Source organism: Streptomyces sp. NPDC048248 (assembly GCF_043201875.1).
In the GTDB taxonomy this organism is placed as follows: domain Bacteria; phylum Actinomycetota; class Actinomycetes; order Streptomycetales; family Streptomycetaceae; genus Streptomyces.
Genome location: NZ_JBICZL010000010.1, coordinates 391,481 through 403,598 on the forward strand (window position 1 = coordinate 391,481; position 12,118 = coordinate 403,598).

Below are 12,118 nucleotides of genomic sequence, written 5' to 3' on the forward strand. Positions count from 1 at the left end.
CATCACCACCCGGCAGCCGTGCCGCGCACACCGCCACGCGGTCCGAAGCCCGCCGCCCCTTGGCCTCGCCCCTGCCCGTACTGCCCCAGGAGCCCTCTCCGTGTCCGAACACGTGATGATCATCCATCGCTGGACCGACCACTACGCCGACTACGCCGCCTATATCGACCACGGCGTTCACCGCGTCAGCTACCTCACCACCGAGCGGGCCGCTCGCCACCTGCCGACCGAACTGGCCTCCGCTGTACGGCTCGTGGACAGCACGGAGAACGCCAAGGCGGTCCGCGACGCGATCGCCTCCCTCGTCGAACGCATCGGCCCGCCCACCCGGATCGTCGCCCTCCAGGAGACGGACCTCGACCTCGCGGCCGAGCTACGGGGCGAGTTCGCGCTGCCCGGCCCGCGCGGCGAGGAGCTGGCGCCGCTGCGCGACAAACTGCTGATGGCGCAGCGTCTCGCCGAAGCGGGCATCGCGGTGCCCGCGACGACCGGTGCGCCGGACCACGACGCGGTGGCCGCCTTCGCCGACCGGCACGGCTGGCCGGTGCTGCTCAAACCCCGGCGGGGCACCGCAAGCGCCGGCATCACCCGGCTCAACTCCCCGGAGGAGCTCCGGGACCACCACTTCCCCGCGGACGGCGACCTGCTCGTGCAGTCGTGGCTGCCGGACCAGGTCCTGCACGTCGACGGCATCTTCACCGGCGAGGGGCTCGGCGCCTGGCGGGCCTCGCGCTATCTGAGCACCTGCCTGGAGTTCACCACCGGGGCAGCCCTCGGTTCCGTCGAGATCGACGACCCCGAACTCCTCCGCCGCGTCGAGGAGATCACCACAGCGACGGCCGGCGCGATGTTCACCGGCCCCTCCGTCTTCCACCTGGAGCTCTTCGCGAGCGACACCGGCACACTGACGGTCCTGGAGATCGGGGCCCGGCCCGGCGGCGCCGAGATCCCCTTCATCTGGCGCGAAGTGCACGGTATCGACCTGATGGCCGCGGCCTTCGCCCACCAGACCGGAGCCGAGGACCCCTCCGCCCGCCGCGTCGAGGGCCCGGCCCGGGTGGCGGGCTGGCTGCTCGTACCGCCCTCCGCGCCCCTTCCCTGCCGGGTCCGTTCGCTCACCACCCGCCACGAGCCGGGCCGGTACGCCGAAGTCCTCCCGGAGGTCGGCGCGTTGCTGACCGGCGGCGGATACGAGCACGCCGGGGCGCGCTTCCGCTTCCGCGGGGGCAGCAGCGCCGAGGTGGCGGACGCCGTGCAGCGCACCGCTCGGGACACCGCATTGCGGTGCGTGCCCGTCGATCCCGGGGACCCCGCACAGCTCGTCGTCGTGGGCTGCGGCAACCCGCCGTACCGGAAGTACGCGCTGGACGCCGTCGCCTCGCGGGTCGATACCGCGCTCGTTCAGCACACCGACGTCGACTGGCAGCGCGCGTACGTCGGGGACCGGTTCCGTGTCGCCGACACCTCCGACCCCTCCGCCGTCACCGGGGCCTTCGCCGCCCTGCTGGCTGCCCACGCCGGCCCCGGCGCCGTCCTGACCTGGGACGAAACGCTGCTGGAGACCACCGCCGAGGCAGCCCGCCGGCTGGGCCTTCCGCATATGAGCCCCGAGGCGGTGCGGCGCTGCCGCGACAAGCTCACCACCCGCAGGCTGCTCGGTGCCGCCGGTGTCCCCTCCGCCGGATTCCGCCATGTGCGCACCGCACAGGAGGCGTTGGCGGCGGCGGAGTCGCTCGGCTGGCCGGTAGTGGTCAAGCCGCGTGCCCTGGCGGGCAGCATCGGCGTCACCCTCGCGGCCGACGCCGACCAGCTCTCGCACGCCGTCGAGCAGGCGCTGACCGCCACCTTCCCGGGCATCGGCGCACAGGACGGCGCCCTCGTGGAGGAATACCTGTCCGGGCCCGAAATCAGCGTGGACTGCGCGGTGTTCGAGGGCGCGGTACGGGTCGTGAACGTCGCGCACAAGCGCCTCGGCTTCGCGCCGTACTTCGAGGAGACCGGCCATCTCGTCGCCCCCTGGCGCGCCGAGCCCTGGGCCGATGAGGTGCAGGCCGTCGTCACCGACGCCCACATCGCGCTCGGCATCCGCACCGGCCTCACCCACACCGAACTGCGTCTCACCCCCACCGGGCCACGCGTCGTCGAGGTCAACGGCAGGCTCGGCGGCGACTTCATCCCGCTGCTCGGCACGCTCGCCACCGGCGTCGACCTGGTCGCGGCAGCCGCTGACATCGCCCTCGGCCGTACCCCCGAACTCCGGCCCACGCGTGACCGCTGCGCCGAGGTCCGCTTCGTCTACCCCGAGCGCGACGGCGTGGTTCAGGCCCTCGACCTGACCGCCGCAGCGGCCGAGCCCGGCATCGTCGAAGCCGTCGGGCTCGCCGTCCCCGGCAGCCGGCTGCTGTTGCCGCCCCGCGGCATCGTGCCGCGGCTCGCCGCCCTGCTCGCCGTCGGAGAGACCCCCGAGGAGTGCGCGGCCGCCCTCGACCGCGCCCGGCACGGCGTCCGGCACTCCCTCACCCCACTTCCGTGACCCCACCACCGGCCAACGAAGAGAGAAACCCATGACCTGGATTCTGGGAGTCAACGCGCCGCCCACCGGCTGGCACGACAGCGCCGCCTGCCTCCTCGACGGCGACGGCGAGATCATCGCCTTCTCCGAGGAGGAACGGTGCAACCGGCACCGGCACTCCCTCTACCGCAAGCCGCTGAGCGCCGCCCGATTCTGCCTGGAGCAGGCCGGCATCTCGCCTGCCGACATCGACGTCGTCGCCCTGGGCTGGGACAGCGAACAGCTCTACCCACGCCGCTTCGCCGACGACGCCGCCTTCCTCGCCTACGCCGTCGGACTGGACTTCGCCGACCGGACTCCGGAGGTGGTACGCGTCCCCCACCACCAGGCGCACGCCGCCTCCTCCTTCTACGCCTCCCCGTTCTCGAAGGCCGGCGTGCTGGTCATCGACGGGCACGGCGAGAACGAGTCCTCCACCATCTGGACTTACGAGGACGGCGCGGAACCCCGCCTGGAGCGCACCTGGCAGCGCACCGCCTCGCTCGGCTACGCCTACGACGCGGCCTCCACCTGGCTCGGCTTCTCCTTCCTCAACGCCGGGAAGACGATGGGCCTGGCCGCCTACGGCCGCGCGGGCCAACTCGATGTGGAATCCCTCGTGGACATCGAGGCCGAGGACTTCCGCCTCGCCGTCGAACCGCTCACCGAGAGCCGGGGGAGCGCCACCGCCGAGGAGATCAGGGAGCACTACGACACCATCGTCGGCCGGTGGCGGGAGCGCTATACGAAGATCGCCGGCGCGGACGGCCCGAGCGCCCCCGAGGGGCGGCTCACCGAGGACCCGAACGCCATCCTCGTCGCCTACACCGCGCAGCGCCTCATCGAGGAGACCGTCACCCATCTCGCCTCGCTGACCCGCAAGGCGTCCGGCGTCGAGCAGCTGTGCCTCAGTGGCGGCGTCGCGCTCAACTGCAGCACCAACGGCACCCTGCCCGGCCCGCTGTACGTCCCGCCGGTGCCCCACGACGCGGGGGTCGCCCTGGGCGCAGCGTGGACCGTCCGCCCGCCGAAGCGGCGCTCCGGAGCGCTGAGCCCTTACTTGGGCACGGCCATCGACGGCCCCGGTGGCACTCCGGTCAGGGCCGGGCTCGACACCTCGGACCTCGTCCGCAGCGACCTGGACATCGACCGGCTGACCTCGTTGTTGCTGGACGGCAAGGTCGGCGCGGTCGCCCAGGGCCGCGCCGAGGTCGGCCCGCGCGCCCTGTGCCGCCGGTCGATCATCGCCGTGCCGAACACCGCGGACGTCAACACCCGCGTGAACGTCATCAAGAACCGCGAGCAGTGGCGTCCCTTCGCCGGCGTCACCCGGCCCGGATACGGCGCACGGCTCTGGGAGCAGCAGGAACACCTCAGCCGCTACATGCTCGGCGCGGCCAGGGCCACCGCACTCGGCCGCAGCGTCGCCCCTGGAGTCGTCCACGTCGACGGCACCACCCGGCCGCAGGTGCTGCACGGTGACGAGGCGCCCGCGGTGGGCGCCGTCCTGGACTCGCTGGAGCGGCAGGGCGTGCCCCCGGTCCTGCTCAACACCTCCTTCAACGACAAGGGCGAGCCGATCGTCAACACCGCTGCCGACGCACTGAGCGCGTTCCGGGCCATGGACCTCGACTTCCTGGTGCTCGGCGACGAGCTGTACCGCAAGACCGACCGGACGGGAGGGGTGCGCTGATGCCGGCCGCTCCGGCGGGCCCGGCCAGGTTCCGTGCCTTCGGCCCGCGCCATATCGACGAGATCGCCGCTCGCCACGGGCTGCCGGACGACATCCGGGAGACGGTGCGCAGGATCTCGCTGGTGCTGCCCTTCCGCGTCAACTCCTATGTGCTGTCCCACCTCATCGACTGGGACCGGGTGCCCGACGACCCGATGTTCCAACTGACCTTCCCCCAGCGCGGCATGCTGGCGGGGTCGGACGAGGAACAGCTGGCGAAGCTGTCCGCGGACCCCGCTGACAAACTGCTGCTGCGGGAAGCGGTCCAGGAGATTCGCGGCCGCCTCAATCCGCATCCCTCCGGTCAGCAGCAGCTCAACGTGCCGAGCCATGAGGGGGTGCAACTGCCGGGCCTCCAGCACAAATACCGCGAGACGGTGCTCTACTTCCCGGGCCAGGGACAGACCTGCCACGCGTACTGCACCTACTGCTTCCGCTGGGCGCAGTTCATCGGTGACGCGGATCTGCGCTTCGCCGCCCCCGACCCGGGTGGCCTCATCGACTACCTGGGCGGGCACCCCGAGGTACACGACGTCCTGGTCACCGGCGGCGACCCGATGGTGATGTCCACCGAGCGGCTGCGCAGCCATCTGGAACCCCTGCTGGGCGTCGACTCGGTGCGGACGATCCGGATCGGCACCAAGTCGGTCGCCTACTGGCCCCAGCGGTACGTCACCGACCCGGACGCCGACGACGTCCTGCGGCTGTTCGAGCAGGTCGTGGCCTCGGGACGGCAGCTCGCCGTGATGGCCCACTTCAGCCATCCGCGCGAGCTGGAGACCGACCTCGCGCGACGGGCGGTGGCCCGGATCCGCGCCACCGGCGCCGTGGTCTACTGCCAGGCGCCCCTGATCGCGCACGTCAACGACGACGCCCGGGTCTGGAGCGAGCTGTGGCGGGCCGAGCTGGCTGCCGGCGCGGTGCCGTACTACCTGTTCGTCGAGCGCGACACCGGGCCGTACGACTACTTCAAGGTGCCGTTGGGCCGGGCGGTGGAGATCTTCACCGAGGCGTACCGCACGCTGCCCGGGCTCGCCCGTACGGTGCGCGGCCCGGTCATGTCGGCGACGCCCGGCAAGGTCGTGGTCGACGGCATCGAGGAGACGCCCGAGGGGGCCTACTTCCAGCTGCGGATGCTCCAGGCGCGCGACCCCTCCCTGGTGGGCAGGCCGTTCCGGGCCCGGTACACGGCCGATGCCGCCTGGCTCGACGACCTGGAGCCGGATCCCGCAACCCCCGCCGACATCGCGGCAGCCGTGCGTGGTGTCGCGCCGCCCGCGACGGGCACCGCCCCCTCCGCGGCCCGAACCGAAAGGACCGCGACATGACCGCCGTCACGGTGGCTCCGCCCTCCCCGAACCTGGCGCTCAATCAGCTGGTGGACCGGCGCCGCGCCGCCGGGGACCGGCTGGTCCACCTCGCGTTCGGTGAAGCAAGACTGCCGGTGCTGCCGCAGCTGACCGCGCAGCTGGCCGCCGGTGCGGCGCGCTCGGCCTACGGGCCGGTCGCGGGCGCGCAGGACGTACGCGACGCGGTGGCCGGCTACTTCACCCGCCGCAGGCTGCCCACCGACGCCGACCGGGTCGTCGTGGCGCCGGGCAGCAAGCCCCTGCTGATGGCGCTGCAACTCGTCATCCCCGGCGATGTGCTGTTGCCGCGGCCCGCCTGGAACACCTACGCGCCCCAGGCGGAGTACGCGGGCAAGCGGGTCTTCGGCGTGCCGATCCCGTCGGAGTGCGGCGGAGTTCCCGACCCGGGCGTACTGCGCGAGACGATCCACCGAGCGCGGGCCGCCGGCGGCGACCCCCGGCTGCTGGTGCTCACCCTGCCCGACAACCCGACCGGCACCCTCGCCCCGCCCCCGGTCATCCGTGAGCTGTGCGCGGTCGCCGAGGCCGAGGACCTGCTCATCGTCTCGGACGAGATCTACCGCGACATCGTCCACGACCCGGCCTCCACGCCCTTCCTCAGCCCGGCAGAAGTGGCCCCGGAGCGCACCGTCGTCACCACCGGGCTGTCCAAGACGCTCGGGGTCGGCGGCTGGCGGATCGGTGCGGCACGCTTCCCGGTGGGGGACACCGGGGCGCTGCTGCGGGACGCGGTGGTATCGGCGGCCAGCGAGCTGTGGTCGACGCTCGCCGGGCCGATGCAGCAGGTCGCGCGGTACGCCTTCGAGGAGCCGCCGGAGATCGTCGAGCGGATGCGGGCGAGCGCGCGGCTGCACGGCGCGGTGGCACGGGCCGTGCACCGTATCGCCGTCGACGCCGGCGCCACGTGCCGTCCGCCCACCGGTGGGTTCTACGTCTACCCGGACTTCGAGCCGCTGCGCGGGCGGTTGGCCGTTCGGGGCGTCACGGACTCGGCGTCCCTCGCGGGCCGCCTCCTCGACGACTCGGGGATCGTCGTGCTGGCCGGCCACCTGCTGGGCGACGACCCGCGGGCACTGCGCTTCAAGGCCGCGACCAGCCTGCTGTACGGAGACCCGCAACAGCAGGAAGAGGCACTGCACGCGGACGACCCGACGCGCCTGCCGCACATCGCGGGCGAACTGGCCAGGATCGCCGAGGCTTTCGACCGGATCCGAGCCGGCGGATGAGCCACCGACGAGAGCGGCAGTCCCACCTCCCCCCAGAGGAGACACGTTGAAGGAAATCCCTCCCACCCCGGAATCGTTCGCGGCACTCGACACCGCGGCGGAGCGGCTGCTTGCCGGCCTGGCGAGCCTCGACGACGACGGCATCGCACAGCCCTCCGCACTCCCCGGCTGGACACGCGGCCATGTCCTCAGCCACCTGGCACGCCAGGCCCCGGCACTGGAACGGCTGCTGGATTGGGCCCGTACGGGAGTGGAGACCCCGCAGTACGCGTCCCGCCAGGCCCGGGACGCCGAGATCGAGGCGGGCGCCCACCGGACGGCCTCCGCGTTGGTGGCGGACGTCCGGGAGACCGCCGCGCACTTCCGGCGCACCGTCGCGGAGCTGCCCGCGCCGGCCTGGCAGGCGACCATCCGGCCGTTCACCGGTGAACTGTGCACGCCCCGGCGGATCTTGGTGATCCGTCTGCGGGAGCTCGAACTCCACCACGTGGACCTGGCCATCGGTTACGGCGTCGACGACATCCCCGCACCGGCCCTGGAGATCATTCTGGCCGATGTGCTCGGCTACTACGCCGAGGCCGAGCGCGTACCGGACTTCGCCCTGCGCGACGGTCAGGGGGCGGTGCTCGCACGCTTCGGCACCGGGGGCCCCATCGTCACCGGCAGCCGCGCGGCCGCGCTCGGCTGGCTCTCCGGCCGTACCGGCGGGTCGGGACTCACCTCGACGGGTGCGATGCCCGTACTGCCCAAGTGGCTCTGAATGTCCCGGCAGCGCGCCTCGCACCACCCTTCTCCCCCTCCTCTCGGCTTTTGACGACCAAGGAACGTGAACGGAAATGGCAGACACAGCGGAACGGGAACAGTTCGCGCTCGGCTCGGTCCACACCGGCCTGCTGGACTGCGTCCAGGTCAACCTGGCGGTGCTCGCCGACCACCACTACGGTCCCGGAACGCATCTGCGTCTCGGCGCGGCCCTGCACTTCCGCTCCTGGGAAGGGGCGAACGGGCTGCCGACCGTGGACCCGCCGCTGGCCGAGCACCTGGACGCGGCGCCCCGCCTCCTCGGGCTGCGGGTGACCGCCCGCGAACGGCTGCCCCGTGCCGCCATGCTGGCCGCGCTCACCGAACGGGGCGGAACGCACTACGCCGTCGCGGACTCCTTCCACCTGCCCTGGCTGCCCTATCACCGGCAGGCGCACATGGAGCACAGCTTCCTGATCGCCGCCGGAGCCGGCGGCTGGCACATCACGGACGCCTACCGTAGCGAGACCCAGTGGGGGCCGGCCGAGCCCGGCCACTGGCTGCTGTCGGCAAAGGACCTGGTGGATATCGAGTCGGCCGACGTCCTCACGCTGGAGACGACGGGAGACCCGCTTCCCGCCGCGCCCCCAGTGCTGTCCGTGGACGACGCCGCGGTGCAGAAGTACCTCGACGCGTACGACGCCTGCCCCGACCGTCCTCGCGCCGTCGAACAACTCACTGTCGAGACCTGGCTGTTGGCCCGCGCGCGCAAACTTCATGCGAAGTACCGTGCACGGTGCGCCGGCCGGAGCGAGGAAACCGATGCCGAGCGCGCACACCTGCACGCGTGGGACAAGGTCGTCGAGCAGACCTACCTCGCCCACCGCCGGGTGGCCCGGGGCCGCGCCGAGCCGCCGGGCCTGGTGGACCGGCTGCGGGAAGCTCTCGCCGCCGACCGCACCATCTTCCGCGCCGGGCCCGCCGTGTCCCCGGCACCGGAGGACGCGCTGCGCGACCGCGTGGCCGCAGTCGCCGGTGCGGTGCTCGGCGTGCCCGCCGACGATCTGCTCACCGGCGCACCACTCGACTCCTTCGCCTCCTTCAGCTCCTTCCGGCTGATCGAGATCATCGAGCGGCTGGAGAGCGAGCTGGAGCGGGAGTTCGACGCCGACCTCCTCATCCCGGAAAACCTCCGCCGGGTCGACGACCTGTGCCGTCTCGCCCGTTGAAGCACCCCGACACCCACGAGAGGACTCCCGTCATGGATTCCCGTTTCACCGAGCTGCTGCGCCCCTTCCTCAAGCACGCGGGCGCCGACGAGCTCGTCATCACGCCCGACACCGACCTGCGCAAGCTGGGTGTCGACTCCATGCAGGCCATCGAGCTGCTGTTCGCCGTGGAGGACACCTTCGGGATATCCCTGCCGGACGAGGAGCTGAACGACGCCACCTTCGCCACCGCCGGCAGCCTCTGGGGCGTCATCCGCGCCCAGCTCCCCGACGCGCCGACGGGCCGGGTGACCGCATGAGTACCTCTTCCGCCGGCCGGCCGGAGGGCGGTCAGCTCGATGTGTCGGCCGCTCTCGCCGAGGTCGCCGAGGTCACCGAGCGGCATGCCGAGCGCGCCGACGAGTCCGCGCAGTTTCCCGTCGAGGCGCTGGCCGCTCTCCGCCGCACCGGGCTGCTCGGCCTCCTCGTCCCCACCGCCCACGGCGGGCTCGGCGGCACCGTCCGGGACCTGGTGGCGGCGGCACAGACCCTCGGGCGCAGCGATATGTCCGTCGGGATGATCTTCGCGATGCACTGCCAGCAGACCGAGGCGGTCATCCGGTACGGGAGCGAGCGGCTGCGCAAGGAACTCCTGCCGGGAATCGCGGCAGGGGAGATCTATCTCGCCTCCGTCACCACGGAAGCAGGAAAGGGCGGTCACCTTCTCAGTGCCGAGGCTCAACTCGCCGCTGCAGGCGCCGACTTGGCGATCGACCGCTTCGCCCCCATCGTCACCGGCGGCCTGCACGCCGACGGCTTCCTCATCACCATGCGCAGTCCGCACGCCGAGACCACGAACGAGGTGTCGCTGGTCTACGCCCACCGCGACGCACTCGACATCAGCGGATCGGGGGACTGGCAGCCGATGGGCATGCGCGCCAGTCACAGCGTCGCGCTCCGGCTGACCGGCGGCGTCCCCGCGCACCACGTGGTGGGCGAACACGGTGAGTTCCACCGGATCGCCGCGGAGATCTTCGGCCCGCTGGCCCATCTGGGCTGGTCGGCGGCGTGGCTCGGCACGGCCGCGGGCGCCCTGTCGCGCGTGCTGCGGCTCCTGCGCAGCCCGGACGGCCGCGCCCGATTCGATCTCACCTCGGAGCTCCTGCTCACCCGCCTGGCCCGCGCACGCCAGCGCCTGGACACCGTGCACGCACTGCTGCAACAGACCCTCCGTACGGTGGAGTCCGGCCAGGACCTCTCCGCCGCGGCGCGTCAACTCCAGCTCAACTCGCTCAAGATCACCGCGTCCGAGCAGTGCTTCGCCGCGGTGGACGACCTGATCGCCGCGGTCGGCCTGCGGCACGGCTACCTCAAGGACTCGCCGACCCGGCTCGAACGGGCACTGCGGGACCTGCGTTCCGCGGCGCTGAACTACAGCAACGACCGGCTGCTCCTCGCCGACGGCAGGCTGGCGCTGCGCGACCAGGGAGTCAGCTTTGCCTGAAACGCAGCAGGAACCGCCCGCGCAGGCGCCGTCCGCGCACGAAGCGACCGCGCCGACAGCCGTAACGGCCCCGGCCGCCGCCGGCCACGCCGCACTCGACGCGCTGCCGCATACCGCGAGCGGCGCCCAGGTCTGGGCCGCGCTCGGCCGGGCCGGCCTGATCACCCGGGCCTACCGGGACGGCGACGTCCGGTCGGGAGCCGACCCCGACGGCCTCGCGAACCTGCTCGCCGCCGTCGACACCCGCTTCTCCCTCGCCGCCACCCTGTCGGTGAGCGTCCAATTGGCCACCGCGCTGCCCATCCTCGCCACGGGCCGTTCGCAGGTGGCGCAGCAGGCGCTCACGAGCGCCCTCGCCGGCCGGGCCACCATCGCCCTGGCGGCCACCGACGTCACCGCCGGCACGGACCTCACCGCGCTGCGCACCCGGGTACGGATCGATGACGACGCCCTGGAAGTGACCGGAGAGAAGAACTGGATCGCCAACACCACCACGGCGGCCTTCTTCCTCGTCCTGGCCCGGCACCGCCCCGGCCGGCACTTCACCCACTTCACCTGGGTCCTGGTGCCCGCCGACGCCCCGGGGGTCAGCGTGGGCCCCGCGGACTCCGCCCTGTTCGCCGACTCGGGCGTGGGGCATGTCGTCCTCGACGGAGTGCGGCTGGACCGCGACCACCTCCTGGGCCGGGTCGGATTCGGACTGCCGCTCTTCGCCCGCCACATCGCCACCGAACGGCTCGCCGGGGCGCAGTGGGGCGTGGCCCTGTGCCGCCGGGTGCTCGACGACACCCTCCGCCACCTCTCCGGCCGCCCCCACGGCGAGGGAACCCTGTGGGACCTGGACGGCGTGCGCCGGACCTTCTCGGCCTGCCTGGTGCGGGTGCGCGAACTCCAGGCACTGGTGGCGTACCACGCCGAGCAGGTCGCGGTACGTCACGACACGACGGCCGCCGCCACCCTCAAGGCAGCCGCGGGGGCCACCGTCAACCACGTCCTCGCGGAGTGCGGCCAACTGTGGGGAGCGGCTGGATTCGCCACCGGCGGCATCCAGGAACTCCGCGCGCAGGCCGCGCTGTTCGCCATCGGCGGCGGAGCCAACGAAGTGGTCCTCGGCGCGGTGGCGGACGCCGCAGAGGCCGTCATCGCCGACATGGCACGGACGGCGCACACATGACGGCTCCGCTCATGGTCGAGGACCGCATCTGGGTCAGCACCTCGTCCGTCGGCCGGGTGGCGCCCAGCGACCACCGCGACGACCTGCGCCGCGCGAGCGCCCTGCCCGAGTGGCGTGCCCGCGAATTCCTCGCCGGTCGCGCGCTGCTGCGGGAGTTGATCGCCGCGGTGTGCCCCGCACCGGCCGCCGCCGACATCACCGCAGACCCCGGGGGAAAGCCCCGGCTGCGCGGGCACCGCACGGTCGGTATCAGCGTTTCGCACAGCGGAGGCGCGCTCGCCGCCGGGGTCGCGATCGGGCGCGACCTCGGTGTGGATGTGCAGCGGCCGGGATCCGCCGTCACTCCGTCGTTGGCCCGTCGGCTGCTGCACGGGCACGCCCGAAGGATCACCGCGCTTCCCCCGGCGCGGGCCGCCGAGGAGGTGGCGTGGGTGTGGACCGCCCAGGAGGCGTGCGTCAAGGCCTGCGGGGCGGGCCTCTCCGGGCGTCCCTGGACCATCGACGTGCCACCGGGTGCGCGGGCCGGCCGCTGGGGCGACTACCGCTGGCTCAGCCTGCGAGATCACTCGCCCCTTCCGCTGAGCTGCGCGTTCTCCGCGTAATCCAGAGACC

The 12,118-nt window shown here is 72.8% G+C and carries 10 protein-coding genes; all 10 read left to right on the top strand.

Going from position 1 to position 12,118, the window contains the following annotated elements; genetic code table 11:
• Positions 1-100 precede the first annotated feature (100 nt).
• The 10 genes from ACGFZW_RS23925 to ACGFZW_RS23970 all read left to right on the top strand — a co-directional run bounded on the left by ACGFZW_RS23925 (position 101) and on the right by ACGFZW_RS23970 (position 12,108).
• Positions 101-2,533, top strand: coding sequence for an ATP-grasp domain-containing protein (locus ACGFZW_RS23925; protein WP_393895224.1), 2,433 nt, complete (start codon positions 101-103; stop codon positions 2,531-2,533).
• Positions 2,534-2,564: 31 nt separating this feature from the next.
• On the top strand, positions 2,565-4,244 hold the full coding sequence (locus ACGFZW_RS23930; protein ID WP_393895225.1) for a carbamoyltransferase C-terminal domain-containing protein: 1,680 nt from the start codon (positions 2,565-2,567) through the stop codon (positions 4,242-4,244).
• On the top strand, positions 4,244-5,611 hold the full coding sequence (locus ACGFZW_RS23935; protein ID WP_393895226.1) for a KamA family radical SAM protein: 1,368 nt from the start codon (positions 4,244-4,246) through the stop codon (positions 5,609-5,611). The genes ACGFZW_RS23930 and ACGFZW_RS23935 overlap by 1 nt, the downstream gene beginning before the upstream one ends.
• Positions 5,608-6,879 (top strand): pyridoxal phosphate-dependent aminotransferase, encoded by a 1,272-nt coding sequence (locus tag ACGFZW_RS23940; RefSeq protein ID WP_393895227.1) that lies wholly within the window; start codon positions 5,608-5,610, stop codon positions 6,877-6,879. Before ACGFZW_RS23935 ends, ACGFZW_RS23940 begins: the two co-directional genes overlap by 4 nt.
• A gap of 46 nt (positions 6,880-6,925) precedes the next feature.
• On the top strand, positions 6,926-7,639 hold the full coding sequence (locus ACGFZW_RS23945) for a maleylpyruvate isomerase family mycothiol-dependent enzyme (RefSeq protein ID WP_393895228.1): 714 nt from the start codon (positions 6,926-6,928) through the stop codon (positions 7,637-7,639).
• A 76-nt stretch (positions 7,640-7,715) separates the two neighbouring features.
• Positions 7,716-8,849, top strand: coding sequence for a hypothetical protein (locus ACGFZW_RS23950; protein ID WP_393895229.1), 1,134 nt, complete (start codon positions 7,716-7,718; stop codon positions 8,847-8,849).
• A gap of 32 nt (positions 8,850-8,881) precedes the next feature.
• Entirely contained in the window at positions 8,882-9,148 is a 267-nt protein-coding gene (locus tag ACGFZW_RS23955; protein ID WP_393895230.1) for an acyl carrier protein, read from the top strand.
• Positions 9,145-10,332 (top strand): acyl-CoA dehydrogenase family protein, encoded by a 1,188-nt coding sequence (locus tag ACGFZW_RS23960; RefSeq protein ID WP_393895231.1) that lies wholly within the window; start codon positions 9,145-9,147, stop codon positions 10,330-10,332. Before ACGFZW_RS23955 ends, ACGFZW_RS23960 begins: the two co-directional genes overlap by 4 nt.
• A complete protein-coding gene (locus ACGFZW_RS23965; protein WP_393895232.1) occupies positions 10,325-11,506 on the top strand; it encodes an acyl-CoA dehydrogenase family protein in 1,182 nt (393 codons plus the stop codon). Before ACGFZW_RS23960 ends, ACGFZW_RS23965 begins: the two co-directional genes overlap by 8 nt.
• Positions 11,503-12,108, top strand: a complete 606-nt coding sequence (locus ACGFZW_RS23970; RefSeq protein ID WP_393895233.1) for a 4'-phosphopantetheinyl transferase family protein — start codon at positions 11,503-11,505, stop codon at positions 12,106-12,108. The genes ACGFZW_RS23965 and ACGFZW_RS23970 overlap by 4 nt, the downstream gene beginning before the upstream one ends.
• Positions 12,109-12,118 lie beyond the last annotated feature (10 nt).

Coding starts and splice junctions, on each gene's coding strand:
- ACGFZW_RS23930 (WP_393895225.1), top strand. CDS start 2,565: ATGACCTGGATTCTGGGAGTCAACGCGCCGCCCACCGGCTGGCACGAC.
- ACGFZW_RS23935 (WP_393895226.1), top strand. CDS start 4,244: ATGCCGGCCGCTCCGGCGGGCCCGGCCAGGTTCCGTGCCTTCGGCCCG.
- ACGFZW_RS23940 (WP_393895227.1), top strand. CDS start 5,608: ATGACCGCCGTCACGGTGGCTCCGCCCTCCCCGAACCTGGCGCTCAAT.
- ACGFZW_RS23950 (WP_393895229.1), top strand. CDS start 7,716: ATGGCAGACACAGCGGAACGGGAACAGTTCGCGCTCGGCTCGGTCCAC.
- ACGFZW_RS23955 (WP_393895230.1), top strand. CDS start 8,882: ATGGATTCCCGTTTCACCGAGCTGCTGCGCCCCTTCCTCAAGCACGCG.
- ACGFZW_RS23960 (WP_393895231.1), top strand. CDS start 9,145: ATGAGTACCTCTTCCGCCGGCCGGCCGGAGGGCGGTCAGCTCGATGTG.
- ACGFZW_RS23970 (WP_393895233.1), top strand. CDS start 11,503: ATGACGGCTCCGCTCATGGTCGAGGACCGCATCTGGGTCAGCACCTCG.